This window comes from Clostridium sp. UBA7503 (assembly GCF_002477055.1).
GTDB classification, from domain to species: domain Bacteria; phylum Bacillota; class Clostridia; order Clostridiales; family Clostridiaceae; genus Clostridium_J; species Clostridium_J sulfidigenes.
Window position 1 is genome coordinate 1 of the sequence record NZ_DLNT01000018.1, and the last position, 22640, is coordinate 22640.

Genomic DNA, 22640 nt, shown 5'->3' on the forward strand with positions numbered 1-22640 from the left:
TTATTTTGCGACGCCCCCTTTCAAATTATATAAAGAATTTAATTTTAGAATAATTATACATTAAATCTAAAGTTTACTACATCTCCATCTTGCATTATATATTCTTTTCCTTCAAGTCTGTAGAAGCCTTTTTCTTTAGCTGCGGCTTCAGAGCCACATTCAACTAACTTATCAAAGGAAATTACCTCAGCACGGATAAATCCACGTTCAATGTCGGTATGAATTTTACCAGCAGCCGCAGGTGCCTTTGTACCTATTTTAATTGTCCAAGCTCTTACCTCTTGAACACCAGCAGTTAAGTAGCTCATTAGTCCAAGAAGTTTATAACTTGCATGGATTAGTTTATCAAGACCTGATTCTTCAAGACCATACTCTGAAAGTAAGTCTTTCTTTTCTTCATCATCTAATGTAGATAATTCTTCTTCTAATTTAGCACATACTATGATGATTTCAGATTTCTCCTTAGCAGCATAGGCTTCTACTTCTTTTACCATTTCGTTTTCTCCGCCACACTCCATTAAGTCTTCTTCACTTACATTGCATGCATATAATACAGGTTTAGAAGTTATTAAGAAAAGAGATTTAACAAATTCTTCTTCTTCATCTGTAAACTCTAAAGTTCTAACTGGCATATTGTCTTCTAAATGTTTTTTGATTTTTTCCATAATTGCATATTCAACTTTTGCAGTCTTATCCCCTGAACGTACTAGTTTTATAGATTTTTCCATTCTTCTTTCTAGCACTTCTAAATCAGAAAAAATTAATTCTAAATTAATAGTTTCAATATCTCTTATAGGCGATACAGATCCTTCTACATGAACAACATTATCATCTTTAAAACACCTAACAGTATGAACTATTGAAGCTACTTCTCTTATATGAGATAAAAACTTGTTTCCAAGTCCTTCACCTTTACTTGCTCCTTTAACTAATCCTGCTATGTCATAGAATTCTATAGCAGTATGTACTTGTTTTTTAGAATTATATAAATTTTGTAATACATCAAGACGGCTGTCAGGTACACTAACAACTCCTACATTTGGCTCTATAGTACAAAATGGATAGTTAGCAGACTCTGCTCCTGCTTTTGTAATAGCATTAAATAATGTAATCTTTCCTACGTTAGGTAAACCTACTATTCCTAATTTCATATAATATTCGTCCTTTCTATGTAAACCATGTGGCTTATTACTTAAAAATTTCATTCTTTTAAATTATACTCTACAGAAAAGGTAATTTCAATAATTCTACAAGTTATATCGAGTAATTAGGAAAAGCTCGTAGAAAAATAAGGAATTATATTATAAAATTTAAATATATTGGAAATTAATTGGAGATTCTTTATATATATTTATAAATTTGTTTAAAAAAGTTTTTCATTTAGGGAATATTTAAAAGGAATTTATGTAAACTTATAGAATTATTTATGGTACAATGATAAGTGTATAAATGGATTCTGTAGTTTATATTTTATAAACCATAGACATAACAAAGGAGAATATATAATGGAATTTAAACACTTTTCAGTAATGTTAGAAGAATGCATAGCAATGTTAGATATTAAAGAAGATGGTATATATGTTGATTGTACTTTAGGTGGAGCAGGTCATTCAAAGGAAATTTTAAAGAAACTTTCACCAAAAGGAAGATTGATAGGAATAGACCAAGATTTAGATGCACTTAAGGCTGCAAAGGAAAAGCTAAAGGAGTTTAATAACGTTACCTATGTACACAATAATTTTTATAATATTAAGGACATATTGGATTCTTTGGGAGTAGAAAAAGTTGATGGTATACTCATGGATTTAGGAGTTTCATCTTATCAGTTGGATCAAGGTGAAAGAGGCTTTAGCTATATGAAGGAAGCAGACTTAGATATGAGAATGAATAGGGAAGAAGCTTTTTCAGCCTATAATGTAGTGAATGAGTATAGTGAGGATGAACTCTTTAGAATTCTTAGAGATTTTGGTGAGGAGAAGTTTTCAAGAAGAATTGCTAAGAGGATATTAGAAAAAAGAAAAGTAAAACCTGTTGAAACTACCCTTGAACTTGTAAAAATTATAGATGAGTGCATACCTGCCAAGTTTAAAAGGGAGGGAGGACACCCTGCTAAAAGAACATTTCAAGGTATTAGAATAGAAGTAAACAGTGAATTGAGTATTTTAGATAGAGCCATAGGCGATGGCATAGAAGCTTTAAATAAGGATGGAGTTATGGAAATAATTACATTCCATTCTTTAGAAGATAGAATTGTAAAAAATAAGTTTAGAGATTTAGTGGATCCATGTAAGTGTCCTAAGGATCTTCCTATGTGTGTTTGTGGGAAAAAGCCAATAATTAAATTAATTAACAAAAAGCCTATAGAAGCTACTAAGGAAGAACTTGATAATAATTCAAGAAGTAAAAGTGCCAAGTTAAGGGGATGTAAAAAGATTTAGTTCTAAAAACTAGATGGGGGTAGTAAAATGGTAGTAGAAAATAGAAAAAATAGGGTAAGTGGGAATACAGCCTTAGCTTCTCAGGTAAATCCGTTACCTAGAGAAAGGGTAAAAACTCCTACTAAACAAGGCCCAAGTAAAGAAGAATTAAGAAAAATTAGGAAGAAAAAGATAACAAAATTTTTAAAGCTTAATGGAAGTATAGTAGCAGCAGGATTAGTAGGGGCTATTATTGTATCTAGATACAGTGCTATATATAATAATCAAAAGGAAATAATAGTTCTTCAAGAGCAGATACAAACGCTAACAGAAGAGAGTGAAGATTTGAGAATAAAACTACTTAAGTTTAACAATTTTTCCTACATAGAAGAAGTTGCCACTAAAGAATTAAAAATGATTGAACCAAAGAGTACTAATGCGATCTATTGTGATATTAATGCAATTAAAGAGATAGCTACAAGTAGCACTGATGAAGAAAAAGGGGTTAGTTTATTAAGTAAAATTAAAAACTTATTATTTAATTAGTTAGTGAGGTAATTGTAGGTGGCAAAGAAATATTTTGTTGATAAAGTGTTAATGAAAAAGAGAATGATGTTAGCTATGCTATTAGCATTCTTAGTTTTTTTAGGATTAAGTGTAAGATTAGGTTATGTTATGTTTGTTGAAGAATCAACCTATAAGTCTTTAGCGAAACAGCAATGGACCAGTGATGTTAGGATAAATGCTAAAAGAGGTAAGATATTAGATAGAAATGGTAATGAGCTAGCAATAAGTGCTAATGTTTATAGAGCGGATTTAGATTTGAATACTTTAAGAAAAGATATAGAAAATAATGGAATGACCATGGAACAAGTTGCAACAACTTTAAGTGGAATAATTGGAGAAGAACAGGCTGATGTATTACACATACTAACTAATCCTCTTCCCAATGGAAAACCTAGAGGCTCTGCAATATTAAAGAGAAGAATAGAAAAGGATGCAACAGATGCCATAAGAGAGTTTTGTAAAAATAATAACATAAATGGTATAGTAATATCACCTGATACTAAAAGGTATTATCCAAATGGTAATTTTGCTGCTCATATATTAGGTCATACTAATTCAGATGGAGAAGGGCTTACAGGGCTAGAGCTTTATTATAATAAGTATCTATCTGGAGTTCCAGGAATTAAAGTTGCTGAAATTGACCAAAAGAGTGAGGGATTACCATATACAATCTCAGAATTTACAGAACCTATCGATGGAAGAAATGTAGTTACTACCATTGATGAGAATATACAAAATTTTGCAGAAAAACTAGCTGAAGAGGCCTTGGCAGATAATGAGGCTAAAGCAGTATCAATTATGGTTATGGACCCTAATACAGGAGAAATATTGGCTTTAGCAAATAAGCCTGATTATGATCCTAATAATCCATGGGCAGAAGGAACATCAGATGATGAAATTCAGCAGATGTGGAGAAATAGATTAGTTAGTGATGCCTATGAACCAGGTTCTATTTTTAAGGTAGTTACAGCTACGGCAGCCATAGAAAAAGGGATTCTTACAGAGGGAGAAGCTTTTAATTGTGGAGGCTCCCTTACCATTGGAGGAAGAAATATTCACTGTTGGAAGACTTCAGGTCATGGTCCTCAAACCTTTGAAGAAATATTAAAAAATTCTTGTAACGTTGGATTTATGATTTTAGGAGAGAGATTAGGTGCTGCAAACCTTAACGAATATATTGAAAAATTTGGGCTAGGACATAAAACAGGAATTGATTTACCAGGTGAATCAGCAGGTATAGTTAAAGCAACAAAAGATATATCTGTAACCGACTTAGCTACTATATCCTTTGGACAAAGCAATACAACTACAGGAGTTCAATTTATGAGAGCTTTCAATGCAATTGCCAATGGTGGATATTTGATAACACCTCATTTAATGAAGGAAATAAATCATTACGATGATAAAGAAGAGCTAGTAGTTGATGAAGCCTATAAGATAGAAAAGCAACAACAGTTTACTCCAGAGGCTATGACTGAAATGAGGTCTCATTTAGAACAAGTAGTTGGTGCAGGTGGAGGATCAAAGGCTAAAATTGATGGATATAGAATCGCTGGTAAAACAGGTACAGCACAAAAGGTAGACACTGTTAATGGTGGATATGCAAATGGTAAGTATCTATCATCCTTTGCAGGGATGGCCCCTGCTGATAATCCAAAGTATACAGTATTTGTATCTATTGATGAACCAAATCCATCTTGGTACTATGCAGGGCAAATTGCTGCCCCAGTTGGACAGAAATTATTTAATGATTTGTTTAATTATACAGAAATGAAGCCTAATGGAAGCTATATGGAGGTTGATGAAAGTTTAAAAGCAGATGTAATTGTTCCTGAGGTTAGAGGACTATCAGTTGCAGATGCTAAAAAAGTAATAACTGATGCAGGGTTAACTATTAGAGTAGAAGGCAGTGGAGGCACTATAACAGATATAAATCCAAAACCAGGGTTTACTCTTAAGGAAGGTAAAGAAATAATCCTATATGCAGGAGGCAGTAATGGAAGCGTAGATACAGTTATAATTCCTGATTTAAAGGGATTTACAAAGGAAAGTATCATAAAGCTTTTTGATGATTTAGGATTAAAGAGTGAATTTATAGGTGAAGGTCTAGTGGTAGAACAAAGTGTTGCAGGAAACCAAGAAATTAAAAAAGGAACCACGGTAACCTTCCATCTGGGCACCTTAGTAGATTAGATTATCCGGTAGTTACAGGTTGACTTGTGCTACCGGATTTTATATGCTATAAGGTATAAAAATCAAATTTTGGACAATGTTTTAATTAGAAAGAAAAGTATTTTAAGGATGTGAGCAAGATGAAAATAGAAGAAATATTAAAGGGAGCAACCTATACAGTCTTAAGTGGAGATGAGAGTATAGAAATTAATAATACTCAATATGATAGTAGAAAGATAAAATGTGGAGATGTATTTTTTGCCATAGGGGGATTTAATGTAGATGGACACAATTTTATATCAAAGGCTATAGAAAATGGTGCTAAAGCTGTAGTGGTTGAAAAAGATGTGACTCTTGTTGAAGGAATAACATTTATAAAAGTTCAAAATGGTAGAAGGGCATTAGCTACAGCAGCTTCAAACTTTTATAACAATCCAAGCAAAAAGATGAAAATAATAGGTATAACTGGTACCAATGGCAAGACTACTTGTGCCTTTATGTTAAAGGGAATATTAGAGGCAAAGGGGTATAAAGTTGGACTAATAGGTACCATAGCTAACTATATAGGGAATAAGGAGATTAATACAGAAAAAACTACTCCAGAATCTTTGGAATTACAACAGCTTTTTAAGGATATGGTGGACAGTGATATGGATTATTGTGTTATGGAAGTTTCATCTCACTCTTTAGACTTAGATAGAGTTTATGGAATTGAATTTTCGCAAGGAATATTTACAAATCTAACTCAAGACCATTTAGATTTCCATAAAACCTTTGAAAACTACTTTAGTGCAAAAAGTAAATTGTTTAAAATCTGTAAACATTCTGTGGTAAATGTAGATGATAGTTATGGAATTAAGCTTCTTGAAAAAATAAATTCAAGGGTAACTACTTATTCTATTGAAAAACAAAGTGATTTAAAGGGGACAGACATTAGTTTAGAATCTACAGGAATTATATTTAGTTTAAAAGAAAATGAAAAAATATATAAAGTTCAATTGCCTATACCTGGTAGATATAACGTTTATAATGCACTAGGTTGTATTGGGGCTACCTTAGATGAAGGCATAGACATGGATACTATTATTGAAGGACTTTCTAAGGTTACTGTGCCTGGAAGATGTGAGAACTTAACTTTAGGGATGAACTTGGGTTTTCAAGTAATTAGAGATTATTCTCATACTCCAGATAGCTTAAAAAATATCTTAGAAAATCTTAGAGAACTTACTAAAGGCAAGTTGATTTGTATCTTTGGATGTGGTGGTGATAGAGATAGAACCAAAAGACCTATCATGGGAGAAATAGGAACAGAGCTCAGTGATATAGCCATAATAACCTCTGATAATCCAAGAAGTGAAGATCCTTATATGATATTAGAAGATATTAAGGCTGGGGTTAAGAAATCTAACTATAAACTTATTGAAAATAGAAGAGAAGCCATAAAAACAGCATTACTCCTCGGGGAAAAAGATGATATTATAATAATTGCAGGAAAAGGACATGAAACTTACCAAATCCTTAAAAATGAAACTATTCATTTTGATGAAAAGGAAGTTGTATTAGAATTGATAGAGGAGTTGGAGCTTTAGATGGAAACTATAGGGTTAAAGGAAATAGCTGAGGCTATATCAGGAGAAATATTAATTAGTGGAGCTATAGATGAATTTTCGAATGTAACCATAGATAGTAGAAATGTCTCTACGGGAGATGTTTTTATAGCAATTAAGGGAGAAAACTTTGATGGTCATAAATTTGTAAATGGAGCTATAGATAGTGGAGCAAAACTTTGCATAGTACATGAAAAAGAACAATATGAGAATTTACATGAAAAAGATATATCTATAATTTTAGTTAAGGATACTAAGAGAGCGCTTCTTGATTTAGCATCCTACTATATTAGTACTTTAGATATAAAGGTGATAGGAATTACTGGTTCTACAGGTAAGACATCGACAAAGGATTTAATGGCAGCAGCTCTTAGTAAAAAATATAAAGTGTTTAAAACCCAAGGGAATTTTAATAATGATATTGGGCTTCCTTTGATGATATTTAAATTAGATAAAACTTACCAGGTTGCAATTTTAGAGATGGGTATGAGCGATTTGGGAGAAATTGATATCTTGGCAAAAGTAGCAAAACCATCTATAGGAGTCATAACTAACATAGGTACATCTCACCTAGAAAACTTAAAGACTAGAGAAAATATTTTAAAAGCTAAACTAGAAATAGCAAATAATTTTACAGAAGAAAATGTATTAATTATAAATGGAGATAATGATATGCTTCACAATTATTACACAAATAAATACGAAATTGTAAAAATTGGTATAGATAGTGATTATAATTTTAAAGGTTGTAGAATAATTATAAATAAGGACAGTATAGAGTTTGGTGTTAAGGAAAATGGTGAGGATGTAAATGCTACTATAAAAGTACCAGTACCAGGAAAACATAATGTGCTTAATTCATTATTGGCAATAGCTGTAGCTAGAGAATTAGAGGTTACCTATGAAGAAATCCAAGGAGGAATAGAAAATTTAGAGGCTACATCTATGAGATTGGATGTTGTAAATTTAAATAACTGTACTATAATAAATGATGCTTATAATGCAAGTCCAGATTCTATGGAGGCTGCTCTAGAGGTTTTAAAACAATATAATGGAAGGAAAATTGCTGTCCTTGGAACTATGAAGGAATTAGGTGAAGATTCTACTAGAGCTCATGAGCACGTGGGAGCTTATGCAAAGGCAAGTGGCATAGATCTATTATTTACCTTAGGAGAGTTTAATGAGAACTTTAAAAAGGGCTATGGCAGTGAAAAATTTATGGCTTTCAATTCCATGGAGGAGCTAATAGCAGAATTAAAGAAAACTATTAAAAGTGATGATATTTTATTAATAAAGGCATCTAGAACTATGAAATTTGAAAATATAATTAAAGAATTACAAAAGAAAAATATATAGGGAGGGATGGAATATGAATAAATTAATATATTCTATTTTAGTAGCATTTATAATATCTTTTGCAATAGCACCATTTATAATACCAGGATTACACAAGTTGAAATTTGGTCAGAACATTAGAGAAGATGGACCACAAAGTCATTTGAAAAAGCAGGGAACTCCAACCATGGGAGGAATAATATTTATTATTTCTACTTGTATTACTATGATATTAATGGTTAGAAATCCTCATGATGAGGCAATGCTTGCTCTTTATGCCCTTATTGCCTTTGGAGCTATTGGATTTTTAGATGATGGTCTAAAGATAATCAAGAAGAAGAATGAAGGCTTAAAAAGCTATCAAAAAATGTTGCTTTTAGTAATAGTATCTATAGTCTTTGGATATTATGCTAAGGATAAAATAGGAACGGATATTATGATACCTTTCCTAGGCACAGTAACTTGGGATTTAAAAGTGCTATTTATACCTTTTATAGTAGTATACTTTGCAGCAGTAACTAATGCGGTTAATCTTACAGATGGATTAGATGGGCTTTGTAGCTCTATTACCCTTTTAATTATGACTTTCTTTGCTCTTGTAAGTTTTGGCATGGCATATTATACTTTAGCAATTTTCTGTGGAATTCTAGCTGGAGCTATTCTTGGATTCTTAAAGTACAACTCTTATCCAGCACAAATTTTCATGGGAGATGGTGGTTCATTAGCTCTTGGAGGAGCTGTTGCAGCTATTGCTATGATATTAAAGCTAGAGCTTATAGTAATAATTGTAGGTGGAGTTTATTTATTAGAAACTCTTTCAGTAATTATTCAAGTTGCTTCCTTTAAACTTACTGGAAAGAGAGTATTTAAGATGGCACCTCTACATCATCACTTTGAATTAAAGGGATGGCATGAAAGTAAGATAGTAGCAGTATTCTCTATAATAACAGTTATACTATGTTTAATAGGATTCCTTGCACTAACTTATTAAAATGGCGTAGGAGGAATTTAATATGAAAAAACCCAAAATGAAATTGGGAGATGTGGACTTTCTACTTTTTGCTGTAATTATTATGTTAGTTACGGTGGGAGTTGTCATGGTATATAGTGCCAGTTCATATTTTTCAGCCTTTAAATATGATGATGCAGAATACTTTCTATGGAAACAGCTTCAATGGGCTGGACTTGGACTTGTTGGAATGATGATAACATTAAATATCGATTACCATAAGTATAAAAAGTATACAAGAATTTTAATAATCTTTACATTTATAGCCCTTTGTTTAGTATTTTTATTTCCGCCAGTAAAGGGAGCTCAGCGTTGGATTAGACTTGGCCCATTATCCTTTCAACCATCAGAGATTGCAAAGTACGTGGTAGTGCTTTTTGTAGCAAAATATATATCAAACAATCCTCAAAATATAAAAAAGTTTTGGAAGGGCGTAGTGCCTAACCTTTTATTTGCAGGTTTTATAGCAGGAATGATTCTTCTTGAAAAGAATCTTAGTATTGCCACAGTTACCATGGTGGTTAGTCTTATAATGTTATTTGTAGCTGGAACTAAAGTTATTCATATGGGGGGACTAATAGGCACTGTAGGAGTTTTAGGGGCTGTATTTATTTTAACAGAGGAATATAGACTTAGAAGACTTTTAAGTTTTACTAATCCCTGGAGTGATTCTCAAGGAGATGGATATCAATTGGTACAATCTCTCTTAGCATTAGGTTCTGGGGGACTCATTGGTGTTGGAATAGGTCAATCAAGACAAAAGTGTTTTTATATTCCTGAACCTCATAATGATTTTATATTGTCAGTTATAGGTGAAGAACTAGGTTTTATAGGCTGTGCCTTTATTATTATATTGTTTATACTGTTTCTATGGAGGGGAGTTATTGCAGCATCTAAGGCAAAGGATATGTACGGTTCCCTATTAGCTACAGGAATAACTTCTGTAGTAGTTATTCAAAGCTTAATTAATATTGCTGTTGTTACAGGTTCTATGCCAGTAACAGGTGTTCCTCTACCATTCATAAGCTATGGAGGGTCTTCCTTAGTAATTAATATGTTATTTATGGGAATACTTCTTAATATAACTCGGCAGAACAATAAAAAAACTTCATAGAAATAATAGGACTGAAGATTCTTTGTATTCTTCAGTCCTATTATTTTGGCTCTGTAGTAATAGCATTGAATTTTGAACAAATACTCCAGCATACTATTAAATAATAAAAGATAATACGCATAGCCGTAATATTTAATATTTTTGTAATGAATTTGTAATATAAAAATGGTATGATATAAGGTGTATTAATTTACTTTCATATTTATATATTGTAATTTGGTGGTGAAAATGTGGCAAAGAAAACTAAACAGAGTTATGGTAATTATATAATAGATAATAAAGAAGAGATATTAAAGCGAAAGAAAAAAAAAATTAAATTAAAAAAAACCATATTACTACTTGTAGTAATGATTTCTATTTTAATAACTTTGGCTTTAACTTTACCTGCTTTTAATTTATCAGAGATTTTAGTTAGTGGGTTGGTAAATTTATCTGAAGACAGTGTTAAAGCAACTACAAAGCTTCAAAAGGGTACCAATATATTTAAGATAAAAACAAAAAAAATGGAAAAAGAGCTAGAGAAAAACCCTTACATATTAGAAGCAACCATTATTAGAAAATATCCTAATAAACTATCTATTGCTATAAATGAGAGAAGGATTGCTTTCTACACAGAAATATCAGGAGGTTTCTATGTGATTGATGATAAGGGTGTGGTTTTGGAAAAGAAGGAATCTGTTGAAGGCATAGAAGCTTTGAGGATTGAAGGAATTGATGAAACATATTTAAAAATAGGTGAACAGATTAAAAATATAGATGAAGATAAAATAAAGGGAATTTGCGACATTTACAAGTTTTTAAAAGAAAATAGTTTGTTTGAAAAATACAGCATAATAAAATTAGAAGTTAATGACTTTATAGACTTAAAAGTATACGTAAATAATTTACACATAAAACTCGGAACGGTTGATAAAGTGAATAGTAAAATTGCTAGGGGTTTTAGTATAATAGAAAGTGGGGCCTTTGGAGAGATGAAGGGATATGTGGATGTAAGTTTTGAAGGTAATCCAGTTATTTATAAGGAAAAATAGTTTAAAAGATTAAATGGTAAAAGAATCATAGTTCAAGAAAGATTTTATTGGGAGGTAGGGTAAGTGAAAAGTATTATTTCCAAGCTATGTACCGGACTTATATTTTTAATGTTTGGATTTGTTATAATTACTCAACTTAATACTATAGGAGAGCAAAGTATAGATAAAGTTGAGGGTTCGCAAAGTCCAGAAATATATTTAGAAAATGAACAATTAAAAAAACAAAAGGAAGAATTAGAAAAGACTGTCGAAGAACTAGAGGTGAAGGCGGCTGAATACGAAAAGGAAGCAACAGAAGATACAAAGAATCAAAGGCTCCTTGAAGAACTAAATAATACTAGGCTTAGAGCTGGAGTAACTAATGTTGAGGGACCAGGTATTATAATATATATTGATCCTAAAACTAGTTTATTCACTCCACAAGTAGAAGATGATCCTATACAAGATTATGAGTTACTGTATATCGTTAATGAATTATATGCTGCAGGTGCTGAAGCTGTATCTATAAATGATATAAGACTTATTGGAAACAGCAGTATAAGGGTAGCGGGAAATAGTATTAGAATTAATGGTGAAAGAATTTCACCACAGGAGCGTATAGTAATAAAAGCTATAGGAAATAAGACTATATTGGAAGGGACTAAAGGATGGTTTATTCCTAATAGAGTAAAAAGAATCTGTGAGGTTACATCGGAAATAAAGGATAACATTAAAATTAAAAAGGCAAGTATACCAGTAAAATATGAACATATAAAAGAAGTAGAAGAAAACTAAGAGTAGGAGTGTTAAAATGATTGCATTAGTAGGACTTATAATAGGAATTATATTAGGAATAGCTTTCAACATAAATTTTCCACTTAAATTATCACCATATATATCTGTTGCAATATTTGCTTGTATAGACTCCACTTTTGGTGCTATTAGAGCTACTTTAAATAAGGATTTTAGACCAGATATATTTATATCAGGATTTTTTGGAAATGCATTTTTAGCAGCCGGAATGGTTTATCTAGGGGATAAGTTGGGTATACCTGTATATATCGCAGCAATTATAATATTTGGACAGAGGATATTTACAAACTTTGCTGTTATAAGAAGATTATTGATGGATAGAATAAAAACACATCATTAAGGAGATAATTAAATGCGAGTTAATGAAGCTAATATATTTTTACTTATAGCTACCATTATAATTGGTATTTTAATAGCTATGAATGTAAATTTAGGAGGAGAAACTAAATTTTTAGATGTAGAGCAATATCAAAAGGCATATGACAGTAGGACAAAGTTACAAAATGAAATAAGTAATTTAGAAGATCAATATGTTGAAATTAATGATAAAATTAATAAATATGAAAGAAGTAGTATATCTGAGGATGAAGTTAGAAAAGAGATGACTGCAGAGATAAATGAAAATAAGATTGCATTAGGGTTGATTCCAGTTGTTGGAAACGGCGTAAAAATTACTTTAAATGATGCACCTGAATTTACAATTTTAGGGGAAAATGTACTTCACGATATGCTTGTTCATGATTACGATTTAGTATGGGTTATTAATGATTTAAAAGCTGCAGGAGCGGAGGCGATAGCTATTAATGGATATAGAATAATAGGTTCAACAGCTGGACTTTGTGCTGGACCAACCATAGAGGTAGATGGAATAAAAATAATAGCTCCGTTTTATATTACAGCTATAGGAAATGAAAATGTAATAAATAGTTTTCTTGAAAATGAACAAAATCATCTTAAGAGTTTAAAGGCAAGAGGTTGTTATGTAGATATTGAATCAATTTATGATGAAAAGTTGCCAGCCTATAATGGAGAGTTAAAAAGTGAGTATTTAAAATCAAAATAAAAAACTAGAAAAAATTAATAATATTAAAGGTTTTTTAGATTATATCGAGAATAAAATATATGGGCATATATTTTCCATTATAAGCTAGAGTTTGTATATGAGACGGGAGGAATAAAATTGTCTATTGAAGAAAATTTTATAAAATTGAAGAATGAGTTGCCAAAAGAAGTGACATTGATTTCAGTATCAAAAACTAGATCTATAGCTGAAATACAAAATGTATATGACTTAGGGGAAAGAAATTTTGGAGAGAATAAAGTTCAAGAGTTAATAGAAAAACAAGAAGTCTTACCTAAGGATATTAGGTGGCACTTAATAGGTCATCTTCAAAGAAATAAGGTTAAATATTTAGTTGGACGAGTTTATTTAATACATTCTTTAGATAGTGTTAGACTTTTACAGGAGATTGAAAAACAATTTTCAAGTAAGGAAGTTATTGCAAATGTATTAATTCAAATTAATATAGGTAGAGAAGAGTCTAAAACTGGGATTATGATGGAAGATTTAGATGAGCTTATAAATGCTTGTGAACAATGTAAAAACGTCAAGGTGAAAGGTATTATGGCTACTATTCCAAAAGGAGATACTGAAAGTTGTAATTACTATTTTACTAAGACTAAAGAAGTATTTGATACCCTGAAAACTAAAAGCTATAAAAATATTACCATGGAGATTTTATCTATGGGAATGAGTGGAGATTATAAAGAAGCTTTAAAAGTAGGATCAAATATGATTCGAATTGGTGAAGGGGTTTTTGGGAAAAGAGATTATAACAAATTAAGGTAGGAGGAAGGTTTTATTATGGAATTTTTCAAAGGAATAAGTAGAATGATGGGATTTGATGAAGAAGATGATGAAGAATTATTAGAGAATAGGGAAGAAAGCTATGATGCAGGGGAAGAGGAGATTGAAATTGAACCTTTCGTAAGCAAGAAGCAAAATAAAATAGTTAATATTCATACTGCATCATCCTCAAAGGTTGTAATTAGTAAGCCTTCAAATTATGATGAGGGGAAAATTATTGTAGACAATTTAAAGTCTAGAAGAATTGTTATTGTTAATTTAAATGGAGTAGAACCTAAGGAAGGTCAAAGAATACTTGATTTCCTAATAGGAGCTATTTATGCATTAGAGGGTGGACTTCAACCTGTAGAAAAGGGCGTATTTATATTAACTCCATCTAATATTGAAGTTAGTAATGAATTAAAAAATGAGCTTACAAACAAAGGAATTTTTAGTTCATTCAAATAAGTCTAGTATTCAAACTTAGTAAAGTATTACGTGGTTAGTTTTTTATATATTTGAATGGTGGAATATAGCTTATAAAATATGAACAGTATAAAGAGGAATTATAATTAATTTAATAATATATAATGAATTAGAGGAAAGCTATGGATAAAAAGACCTTTTTAGATATATTTAAAGATTACGATAAAAATTATATTTCAAGTATATATGAGGACATAGAGCTATGTAAAAACGTAGAAATTCCTATATATACAAAGGAGTTTGTAACTCCGGATATCTATATGAATATAAAAAACAACCAAAGTAAACTTGGGGTTTTTGTTCATGGTACTGGTGTGTTTGCGGATTGTGAGAGAAAGATATTATGTTTTTCTATTAATACATATGAAACTCTGGACTATGATATTCATATTGTTAAGATAAAAAATAAATCAAAGTTTAAAGATCTTAAGCATAAAGATTATTTAGGCTCTATGATGGCTTTGGGAGTTAAGAGAAGCTTATTTGGAGACTTAGTAGTAAAAGGAGATGTATGCTTTGTTCCAATGACAAGGTCAGTTTCTCAGTATGTTCAAGATAATTTAACTACTATTGGAAGTTGTCCATGTACTATTGATAGAATAGATATAAATAGTGAAGATATCCCAAAGATTGAATTTGAAGAAAAGACTATAATTGTTACATCCCTTAGATTAGATAATGTGGTATCTAGTATTTGCAATATGTCTAGGGCTAAAGGCATAGATATTATAGGTAATGGTTCTGTATTATTAAATTATCTTAAATGTAATAGAAAAGATAAATTAATAGAAATGAAGGATACTATTACCATAAGGGGATTTGGAAAGTATAAAATTAATTCAATTGAAGGAGAAACTAATAAGGGACGAATTAAATTATTAATAGGTAAATATATTTAATGCGGGGTGAAGGATATGAAGATGACAGCTATGGACATTATGAACAAAGATTTTAAAAAAGCCATGAGAGGATATAACATGGATGAGGTGGATGAATTTTTAGAACAAATTTCTGAGGATTATGAAACCGTGTATAAGGAAAATGCTATTTTAAAGGAAAAATTAGATGTTTTTCAAGATAAATTAGATCATTATGCAAAGATGGAAACTACTATTCAAAGTACTTTGTTATTAGCACAAAATGCAGCAGAACAGGCAAAGCAAAGTTCTCAATCCGAAGCTGAACTTATAATTAAAAATGCAAATGAAAGTGCTAAAAGAATTTTAGATAAAGCCCACACTGATGTTTTAAATATCAATGATGAATTCGATAGAACAAAACAGGAATTTGCTAAGTTTAGGAGCAAGTTTAGAAACTTTATAGTTACACAAATGGAAATGTTTGAAGCTCTAGAAAAAGATTTTGATAAAAATTATAATATTTCAACTGTAATCGAAGAGAAGGTACATGAGCCATCACTAGAAGTTGCTTCAGAAAAAGATGTAGAAAGCTTTGAATATAATACAGCTGAATTAGAGGATATAAAAAGCTTTTTTGTAGATAAGTAATACTGAAATTGTATTTATATATATTGTGTAATTTTTGGTAAATATGATTAATGTATAAACAGAGTTATTTACTCCAACTGAAGGTTACTAACAAAATTCTAAGTATCAATTTATTTCATACTTAAAATTCGTTGTCCTTTAGGGGGAATCGTTATACAGGGACGTAGCAGCTCTTTAATCTCACTTTAGGGTGAGATTTTTTTATCTGCTGAAAGCTATTGACATATCCCGAAACATGTATATTATAATAGATGTAGTTATACCCAATTAATGTGAAAAATTATACTTGGATATGTATTAGCATAATTGGTTATCTAAATTTGTATTAAAGAAAAGTACCTAGAATTATTTGTACCTAGGAAGAAAAGAGGAGATTTTAGCATGAGAATAGGAATTATAGGAGCTATGGAAGAGGAAGTAAGTTCTCTAATAGTTGATATGGAAATAAAGAAAAAAGTTACAAGAGCAATGATGACATTTAATCATGGAACTATTTATGATAAGGATGTTGTAATAGTTAGAAGTGGAATAGGTAAGGTAAATGCAGCAGTTTGTACACAAATTTTAGTTGATGACTTTAATGTGGATGCAGTTATAAATGTTGGTATAGCTGGTGGTATTGGAGAAGATATTTATCCAGGCGATGTGGTTATTGCTACAGATTTAGTGGAGCATGATATGGACACAACTAAATTTGGAGATAGACCAGGTCAAGTTCCTAATATGGAAGTCTTTGACTTTAAATGTGATAAGGGATTAGTAGAAAAAGCTCAAAGTGCTTGCGAGGGTATAAAAGATATAAATATTTTCACTGGTAGAATAGTATCTGGAGATCAATTTATAGCTGATATAGAGAAGATAAGATGGTTAAAAAGTGAGTTTAATGCTCTATCTTGCGAGATGGAAGGAGCAAGTATAGCTCATGCTGCTTATCTTAATAACAAACCTTTTGTTATAATACGATCAATTTCTGACAATGCTAATAATGGAGCACATATGGATTATGAAAAATTCAAAGCAATATCAGTTAAAAATTCAAATACTATATTGCGTTCTATGTTAAAAACTTTATAAGGTGATATTATATGAAAAGAATACTTGCAGAAAAAAATAGTGGAGAAAAAATTACAGTACAGGTTAAGGATGTAATCATTGGTGGAGATGACTTAGTGTTTATATCTGGGCCTTGTGCAGTGGAAAACTATGATAAAATGATAAATATAGGAAGAGCATTGAAGGAACAGGGAGCACATATGATGAGAGCTGGTGCCTTCAAGCCTAGAACATCTCCCTATGATTTTCAAGGTCTCGGTATAGAGGGACTAAAAATACTTAAAGAAGTGGGAAATGAATTTGGCTTACCAGTTGTATCTGAGGTAATGGATGCTAGAGATATAGAAATTTCTCTTCCATATGTAGATATGATACAGGTGGGTTCTAGAAATATGTATAACTATACATTTTTAAAGGAACTAGGAAAGCTTAAAGTACCTGTACTTCTAAAAAGAGGAATAAGTGCCACTGTGGCTGAATGGATTTATGCTGCTGAGTATATTTTAAAGGAAGGTAATAATCAAGTGGTACTTTGTGAAAGAGGAGTAAGAACCTTTGAAACTACAACTAGAAATACCTTGGATTTAAACTCTGTAGCGGTAATTAAGGAAAATTATAGAGTTCCTGTTATTGTGGACCCTAGTCATGGAACTGGAAGACGTGAGTTAATTGAAGCTATGAGTTTAGCAGCTGTAGCAGCTGGTGCAGATGGGCTAATTATAGAAAGTCATGTAAATCCTGATAATTCTGTATCAGATGCAAGACAAACTATTAATGTAGAAAATTTAAAAAAAATTATAAACAAGTCTAATACCATTAAAAATATTTTAGTTAATTAAGATAAGGGGGAGTGGTTTTGACTTTAGGAATAATAATATTAGTATTAGGTCTAATAATAGATAGAGGAACAAAATGGTGGGCTATAGGCACCTTAAAAGGTTCAGAAGGGATAACTGTAATTAAGGATTTCTTTACTCTTGATTATTTAGAAAACCGTGGAGCTGCCTTTGGAATGCTTCAAAATAAACAGTGGTTATTTATTGTTATTACTATAATTGTAGTTATAGGCATGATATTCTACTTATTAAAGTATAAGCCTAAGTTCAAATTAGTATATGTATCTATTGCTATGATAATTGCAGGAGCAATAGGTAATCTTATAGATAGGATAAGTTATAATTATGTAGTGGATTTTATTATGATTCACTATAGGGATGTATATTATTTTCCAACCTTTAATGTGGCTGATATGCTAGTTTGTATAGGGACGTTTTTTCTATTAATATGTATACTGAAGGATGAGATTTAATGGATTTTAAAAATTACACTATAGAAGAAAAAAATGTGGGGAAGAGACTTGACTTATTTGTAAGCGAAAATGAAGTAGATATGTCTAGATCTTTTGTTCAGGGAATTATTGAAAAACAACAAGTGAAAGTCAATGGACACATAAAGAAAAGTAATTACAAATTAAGAATAGGGGACCAGGTTCAAGTAGAAATAGCTGAGCCAGTGGAGCTTCAAGTAGATGCTGAAGATATTCCTTTAGATATAATTTATGAAGACAGTGATGTTATAGTAATAAATAAGCCACAGGACATGGTAGTCCACCCTGCCCCAGGAAATTATACTGGAACACTTGTTAATGGCCTTCTTCATCATTGTAAGGACTTATCAGGTATAAACGGAGTTATAAGACCTGGTATTGTACACAGAATTGATAAAGATACTTCAGGGGTATTAGTAGTTGCTAAAAATGATAAATCGCATAATTCATTAGCTATGCAGCTAAAGGATCACTCCATGAAGAGAACTTACTATGCCATAGTAGAAGGTATAGTAAAGGAGGAAGAAGGTACTGTTAGAACCAACATAGGAAGACATCCTATAGATAGAATAAAGATGGCTGTAGTTAAGTATGGAAAAGAAGCTATTACTAATTATAAAGTGTTGGAGCGATTTAAAAGTAATACTTTGGTGGAATGTAGATTAGAAACAGGTAGAACACATCAAATTAGAGTTCATATGGCTCATTTACATCATCCACTAATTGGAGATCAAGTATATGGATATAAAAAACAGAAGTTTAAATTGCAAGGTCAAGCACTTCATGCGAAAAAATTAGGTTTTATACATCCTACTACAGGAGAGTATATGGAATTTGATTCACAACTTCCAGAATATTTTCAGGATATATTAGATAAATTAAGAAAAGAAGTTTAAGGAGGTATTGTTATGGAACTAAAATCAGTACTTATGGACGATAAAGCAATTAAGAGAACTCTGACGAGAATTTCTCATGAAATTATAGAAAAAAACAAGGGTACAGAAAACTTAGTTATATTAGGAATTAAAAGTAGAGGAGTGCCACTAGCTAATAGGATTGCTGAACTAATTAACATGTTTGAAGGTGAAGAGGTAGAAGTAGGTAGTGTAGATATAACTAAATATAGAGACGACCTAAAAAAACCTGAAAACTTAAAGGAACATAATAGTATAGAATTAGGTGTAGATATAACTGGTAAGAGAATAATTTTAGTAGATGATGTTTTATTTACAGGAAGAAGTGTAAGAGCTGCAATAGATGCAATCATAGATAGAGGAAGACCTGAAATGATTCAGCTAGCTGTACTTGTAGATAGAGGCCATAGAGAGCTACCAATAAGAGCTGATTATGTGGGGAAAAACATACCAACTTCAAGAAAAGAGGATATATCTGTTGAACTAGTAGAAAAAGATGGAGTGGACTCTGTAAGTCTATACGAGAATAATTAGGAGAAAAAATATATGTATAAAATAATTGTAACTACTACCTTTGGTATAGAGGCTATTACAGGCAAGGAGCTAAAGAATTTAGGATATGAAGACTTAAAAATAGAAAATGGAAAGATAACCTTTGAAGGAGATGAAATGGATGTTGCTATCTGTAATATCCATTTAAGAACTGCAGAGAGAGTTTTTCTAGAGATGGCAGAATTTGAAGCTACCTCCTTTGAAGAGTTATTTCAAGGAACTAAAAAAGTTGATTGGGGTAGATTAATACCTATAGATGGTAAGATGCATGTTATAGGAAAATCTGTTAAATCTACCTTACATAGTGTACCTGACTGTCAAGGTATAGTAAAAAAAGCTGTAGTAGAAAAAATGAAAGAAAAATATGATACTAACTGGTTTAGTGAGGATGGACCAGTATATAAGATAGAAGTTGGAATTCTAAAGGATAAGGTAACCCTTGCAGTAGATACCTCTGGAGTAGGACTTCATAAGAGGGGATATAGGGAAAATGCAGGAATGGCTCCTTTGAAGGAGACCTTAGCAGCAGCCTTAGTTTTGATAGCCAAATTCAATGGAGATGAGCTTTTGATAGACCCATTTTGTGGATCAGGGACTATACCTATAGAAGCTGCACTGATAGCTAAAAACATAGCACCAGGAGTTAATAGACACTTTGTAAGTGAAACTTGGCCTAACTTTGACAAAGAAATTTGGGAGCAGGTACGTGAAGGAGCAAAAAGAAGTGTTAATAAAAAGGACTTCGTTATTCAAGGCTCTGATATAGATGGAAGAGTCCTTAGAACTGCCATGGATAATGCTAAAAAAGCAGGTGTAGAGAAGTATGTTAACTTCCAAAGACTTGATATGAAGGATGTAAAAAATAGAAAAAAAGGTGGTATGATAATAACTAATCCACCTTATGGAGAGAGACTTTTAGACGAAGATGAGGTTAAGTATCTGTACAAAACTTTTTCTAATGTGTATTCAGGGCTAGAGGATTGGTCTTGCTATGTACTAACATCCTATGATGACTTTCAAAAAGTATTTGGAAAAAAAGCTGATAAAAACAGGAAGCTTTATAATGGAAGAATTCAGTGTTATTACTATCAATATAATCCGAAGAAATAAAACAAAGACTATCTCAAANNTTTGAGATAGTCTTTGTTTTAAACTTGCTTTAAATCAAGTTTAATAGGATCTACATAGATGGTTTTATTTGTGGAGTAGGTTACCATACCAGGCTTTCCTTTAGCCATTTTTTTAACATTTCTAATCTCTGTGTAGTCTATAGGTACCTTTGTAGAGTTTTTACCCTTGCTATAGAAGGCGGCTAAGGTAGCAGCTTCAAGAAGAGTGGAATCAGGTACATCTCCATGGTTTTTAATGATTACATGGGAACCTGGGATATTTTTTATGTGAAGCCAAATATCATTGTTATGAGCAAACTTTAGAGTTAAATAATCATTTTCTAGATTGTTTTTACCTACATATATATCAATGCCATCACTAGACATGAAGTGGAGTGGTTTTGAAGCCTTAGTCTTTTTACTTTTCATAGATTTTTTGAAAGCAATATAGCCAGTTTCCACTAACTCACTTTTTATATCTTCTAAATCTTTATAGTTATCAGCATTTTCAATATTACTAAGTACTGATTGAAGATATTCATCTTCTTCTTCAGCTAATTGTATTTGGATATATGCATTTTCTTCTGCAGCTTTTAATTTATTATATTTTTTAAAATACTTTTGAGCATTTTCAGAAGGGGTTTTATTTATATCTAAAGGAATTTTAATATATTCTTCTTCCTCACTATAGTAATTTAATACTTCAACCTCTTTATCACCTTTTTTAATATTATAAATATTTGCAGTTATAAGCTCTCCATATAGATTATATTTTTGCTTTTCTTCACATTCAATTAAAGTTTTCTTTAAAATATTTAATTTTTTTTCAACTCTGTCTATGTTATTTATAACTAACTTTTGCATATCATGGCTTTTGCTTTGAAGTCTATTTATTTTATCCTTTGCATGATAGAAGCGTTCTAGAAGACTACTAGGAGAAGAAAATTCTTCACATTGTCCATCATCATCTAAAATATGCTCTAGCTTTATACAGTGGAAATCCTTTAGTTCATCATTTATGTAATAGCTATAGAGGTCATAATTATTATCCTTGGGTTTAGAGAAAAACTCTATTAAGAATTCATAGAGTTCCTTTAGGTTATTTTTACTTAAAGGAATATTTCTTTTATTTAGCCTAAAAGAAATCTCTTTAGCTACAGGATTACTTACTCCATCTAAAGCTCTAGTAAAGAATTTTTCATTTAGTTCTTCATCCTCATAAAGACTTAAAGTTTTTTCTTGAAATGATTCAAAGGTAGTGTTGAATATATCAAGTTTATTACTTTCAGGGGGATATACATATTTAATACCAGGATAGAGTACTCTATAGCTATTTATATCTGGTGTAATATGTTTTATGGAATCCATAATGAGTCCATCTCTTTTTCTTATCAAAGTAATGTTACTGTGTCTACCCATGATTTCAATTATCAGGGTATATATACTGTTAAAGCCTAATTCATCACTACTTTCAAAATCTAAAAGTAGAATTCTGTCATTATTTAATTGAGTAACATCTTTTAATACTGCAGTATTTAGATATTTTCTTAAAACCATACAAAATACAGGTGCCTTAAGTGGACTTTCCTTAGAGTAATCTATAAAGTTTATTCTAGGATAAGAAGCGTTAGCATTTAGTAGTATTCTAACGGGTTTCCTATTTATTTTAAAGCTCAGTATTATTTCATCCTTTTCAGGTTGGGTTATTTTATCTATTCTACTGCTTATTAGAGTGTTTTTTATTTCAGTGGCTAGAGAGCGTAAATATAATCCATCTAGTGCCATATAAATCATCCTTTCA

At 31.1% G+C, this 22640-nt stretch carries 23 protein-coding genes; 21 read left to right on the plus strand and 2 right to left on the minus strand.

All coding sequences use genetic code 11. The features are described from left to right. Positions 1-53: 53 nt before the first annotated feature. On the minus strand, positions 54-1151 hold the full coding sequence (gene ychF, locus B3630_RS04720) for a redox-regulated ATPase YchF (RefSeq protein WP_346895971.1): 1098 nt from the start codon (positions 1149-1151) through the stop codon (positions 54-56). 354 nt (positions 1152-1505) lie between these two features. Here ychF and rsmH point away from each other — a divergent pair, with 354 nt between their 5' ends. The 21 genes from rsmH to B3630_RS04825 all read left to right on the plus strand — a co-directional run bounded on the left by rsmH (position 1506) and on the right by B3630_RS04825 (position 20840). Then, positions 1506-2438: a 16S rRNA (cytosine(1402)-N(4))-methyltransferase RsmH gene (gene rsmH / locus B3630_RS04725; protein WP_346895973.1), complete on the plus strand. Its 933-nt coding sequence runs from the start codon at positions 1506-1508 to the stop codon at positions 2436-2438. A gap of 27 nt (positions 2439-2465) precedes the next feature. Further along, on the plus strand, positions 2466-2963 hold the full coding sequence (locus B3630_RS04730) for a septum formation initiator family protein (RefSeq protein ID WP_346895975.1): 498 nt from the start codon (positions 2466-2468) through the stop codon (positions 2961-2963). Positions 2964-2981: 18 nt separating this feature from the next. Then, positions 2982-5177 carry a stage V sporulation protein D gene (locus B3630_RS04735; protein WP_346895977.1) on the plus strand — a complete coding sequence of 732 codons (2196 nt, stop codon included), beginning with the start codon at positions 2982-2984 and terminating at the stop codon, positions 5175-5177. Positions 5178-5296: 119 nt separating this feature from the next. Continuing rightward, positions 5297-6745 (plus strand): UDP-N-acetylmuramoyl-L-alanyl-D-glutamate--2,6-diaminopimelate ligase, encoded by a 1449-nt coding sequence (locus B3630_RS04740; RefSeq protein WP_346895979.1) that lies wholly within the window; start codon positions 5297-5299, stop codon positions 6743-6745. Beyond that, a complete protein-coding gene (locus B3630_RS04745) occupies positions 6746-8119 on the plus strand; it encodes a UDP-N-acetylmuramoyl-tripeptide--D-alanyl-D-alanine ligase (protein WP_346895981.1) in 1374 nt (457 codons plus the stop codon). A 13-nt stretch (positions 8120-8132) separates the two neighbouring features. Continuing rightward, complete coding sequence (gene mraY, locus B3630_RS04750; RefSeq protein WP_035129292.1) at positions 8133-9089, plus strand: phospho-N-acetylmuramoyl-pentapeptide-transferase; 957 nt, start codon at positions 8133-8135, stop codon at positions 9087-9089. Between the two features lie 22 nt (positions 9090-9111). Further along, positions 9112-10221 carry a stage V sporulation protein E gene (gene spoVE / locus B3630_RS04755; RefSeq protein WP_346895983.1) on the plus strand — a complete coding sequence of 370 codons (1110 nt, stop codon included), beginning with the start codon at positions 9112-9114 and terminating at the stop codon, positions 10219-10221. A gap of 230 nt (positions 10222-10451) precedes the next feature. Then, on the plus strand, positions 10452-11252 hold the full coding sequence (locus tag B3630_RS04760) for a cell division protein FtsQ/DivIB (protein WP_346895985.1): 801 nt from the start codon (positions 10452-10454) through the stop codon (positions 11250-11252). 63 nt (positions 11253-11315) lie between these two features. After that, on the plus strand, positions 11316-12026 hold the full coding sequence (locus B3630_RS04765) for a DUF881 domain-containing protein (protein ID WP_346895987.1): 711 nt from the start codon (positions 11316-11318) through the stop codon (positions 12024-12026). Between the two features lie 16 nt (positions 12027-12042). Further along, the gene (locus tag B3630_RS04770; RefSeq protein WP_343823599.1) at positions 12043-12384 is read left to right on the plus strand and encodes a small basic family protein; all 342 of its coding nucleotides are present in this window, start codon (positions 12043-12045) and stop codon (positions 12382-12384) included. A gap of 12 nt (positions 12385-12396) precedes the next feature. Beyond that, entirely contained in the window at positions 12397-13107 is a 711-nt protein-coding gene (locus B3630_RS04775; protein ID WP_346895989.1) for a DUF881 domain-containing protein, read from the plus strand. A gap of 117 nt (positions 13108-13224) precedes the next feature. After that, positions 13225-13893, plus strand: coding sequence for a YggS family pyridoxal phosphate-dependent enzyme (locus B3630_RS04780; RefSeq protein WP_346895991.1), 669 nt, complete (start codon positions 13225-13227; stop codon positions 13891-13893). 15 nt (positions 13894-13908) lie between these two features. After that, on the plus strand, positions 13909-14358 hold the full coding sequence (locus B3630_RS04785) for a cell division protein SepF (RefSeq protein ID WP_346895993.1): 450 nt from the start codon (positions 13909-13911) through the stop codon (positions 14356-14358). A gap of 140 nt (positions 14359-14498) precedes the next feature. Continuing rightward, entirely contained in the window at positions 14499-15275 is a 777-nt protein-coding gene (locus B3630_RS04790; protein ID WP_346895995.1) for an RNA-binding protein, read from the plus strand. 15 nt (positions 15276-15290) lie between these two features. Beyond that, on the plus strand, positions 15291-15884 hold the full coding sequence (locus B3630_RS04795) for a DivIVA domain-containing protein (protein ID WP_346895997.1): 594 nt from the start codon (positions 15291-15293) through the stop codon (positions 15882-15884). Positions 15885-16265: 381 nt separating this feature from the next. Beyond that, entirely contained in the window at positions 16266-16958 is a 693-nt protein-coding gene (locus B3630_RS04800) for a 5'-methylthioadenosine/adenosylhomocysteine nucleosidase (protein WP_346895999.1), read from the plus strand. A gap of 11 nt (positions 16959-16969) precedes the next feature. Next, a complete protein-coding gene (gene aroF / locus B3630_RS04805) occupies positions 16970-17776 on the plus strand; it encodes a 3-deoxy-7-phosphoheptulonate synthase (RefSeq protein WP_346896001.1) in 807 nt (268 codons plus the stop codon). Between the two features lie 17 nt (positions 17777-17793). Continuing rightward, positions 17794-18246 carry a signal peptidase II gene (gene lspA / locus B3630_RS04810; protein ID WP_346896003.1) on the plus strand — a complete coding sequence of 151 codons (453 nt, stop codon included), beginning with the start codon at positions 17794-17796 and terminating at the stop codon, positions 18244-18246. Beyond that, positions 18246-19160 carry an RluA family pseudouridine synthase gene (locus tag B3630_RS04815; RefSeq protein ID WP_346896005.1) on the plus strand — a complete coding sequence of 305 codons (915 nt, stop codon included), beginning with the start codon at positions 18246-18248 and terminating at the stop codon, positions 19158-19160. The genes lspA and B3630_RS04815 overlap by 1 nt, the downstream gene beginning before the upstream one ends. 12 nt (positions 19161-19172) lie before the next feature. Then, positions 19173-19712 (plus strand): bifunctional pyr operon transcriptional regulator/uracil phosphoribosyltransferase PyrR, encoded by a 540-nt coding sequence (gene pyrR, locus B3630_RS04820; protein WP_035129314.1) that lies wholly within the window; start codon positions 19173-19175, stop codon positions 19710-19712. A gap of 12 nt (positions 19713-19724) precedes the next feature. Then, positions 19725-20840, plus strand: a complete 1116-nt coding sequence (locus B3630_RS04825; protein WP_346896007.1) for a class I SAM-dependent RNA methyltransferase — start codon at positions 19725-19727, stop codon at positions 20838-20840. A gap of 38 nt (positions 20841-20878) precedes the next feature. Here B3630_RS04825 and B3630_RS04830 read toward each other — a convergent pair whose 3' ends face one another. Then, entirely contained in the window at positions 20879-22624 is a 1746-nt protein-coding gene (locus tag B3630_RS04830; protein WP_346896009.1) for an Rqc2 family fibronectin-binding protein, read from the minus strand. Between the last annotated feature and the right edge of the window lie 16 nt (positions 22625-22640).

Excerpts from the sequence above, each read along its gene's own strand:
- B3630_RS04825 (WP_346896007.1), top strand. The coding sequence starts at position 19,725 with ATGTATAAAATAATTGTAACTACTACCTTTGGTATAGAGGCTATTACA.
- B3630_RS04730 (WP_346895975.1), top strand. The coding sequence starts at position 2,466 with ATGGTAGTAGAAAATAGAAAAAATAGGGTAAGTGGGAATACAGCCTTA.
- aroF (WP_346896001.1), top strand. The coding sequence starts at position 16,970 with ATGAAAAGAATACTTGCAGAAAAAAATAGTGGAGAAAAAATTACAGTA.
- pyrR (WP_035129314.1), top strand. The coding sequence starts at position 19,173 with ATGGAACTAAAATCAGTACTTATGGACGATAAAGCAATTAAGAGAACT.
- B3630_RS04815 (WP_346896005.1), top strand. The coding sequence starts at position 18,246 with ATGGATTTTAAAAATTACACTATAGAAGAAAAAAATGTGGGGAAGAGA.
- B3630_RS04745 (WP_346895981.1), top strand. The coding sequence starts at position 6,746 with ATGGAAACTATAGGGTTAAAGGAAATAGCTGAGGCTATATCAGGAGAA.
- mraY (WP_035129292.1), top strand. The coding sequence starts at position 8,133 with ATGAATAAATTAATATATTCTATTTTAGTAGCATTTATAATATCTTTT.
- rsmH (WP_346895973.1), top strand. The coding sequence starts at position 1,506 with ATGGAATTTAAACACTTTTCAGTAATGTTAGAAGAATGCATAGCAATG.
- B3630_RS04795 (WP_346895997.1), top strand. The coding sequence starts at position 15,291 with ATGAAGATGACAGCTATGGACATTATGAACAAAGATTTTAAAAAAGCC.
- B3630_RS04830 (WP_346896009.1), bottom strand. The coding sequence starts at position 22,624 with ATGGCACTAGATGGATTATATTTACGCTCTCTAGCCACTGAAATAAAA.
- spoVE (WP_346895983.1), top strand. The coding sequence starts at position 9,112 with ATGAAAAAACCCAAAATGAAATTGGGAGATGTGGACTTTCTACTTTTT.
- B3630_RS04800 (WP_346895999.1), top strand. The coding sequence starts at position 16,266 with ATGAGAATAGGAATTATAGGAGCTATGGAAGAGGAAGTAAGTTCTCTA.
- B3630_RS04790 (WP_346895995.1), top strand. The coding sequence starts at position 14,499 with ATGGATAAAAAGACCTTTTTAGATATATTTAAAGATTACGATAAAAAT.
- B3630_RS04775 (WP_346895989.1), top strand. The coding sequence starts at position 12,397 with ATGCGAGTTAATGAAGCTAATATATTTTTACTTATAGCTACCATTATA.
- ychF (WP_346895971.1), bottom strand. The coding sequence starts at position 1,151 with ATGAAATTAGGAATAGTAGGTTTACCTAACGTAGGAAAGATTACATTA.
- B3630_RS04785 (WP_346895993.1), top strand. The coding sequence starts at position 13,909 with ATGGAATTTTTCAAAGGAATAAGTAGAATGATGGGATTTGATGAAGAA.
- B3630_RS04770 (WP_343823599.1), top strand. The coding sequence starts at position 12,043 with ATGATTGCATTAGTAGGACTTATAATAGGAATTATATTAGGAATAGCT.
- B3630_RS04740 (WP_346895979.1), top strand. The coding sequence starts at position 5,297 with ATGAAAATAGAAGAAATATTAAAGGGAGCAACCTATACAGTCTTAAGT.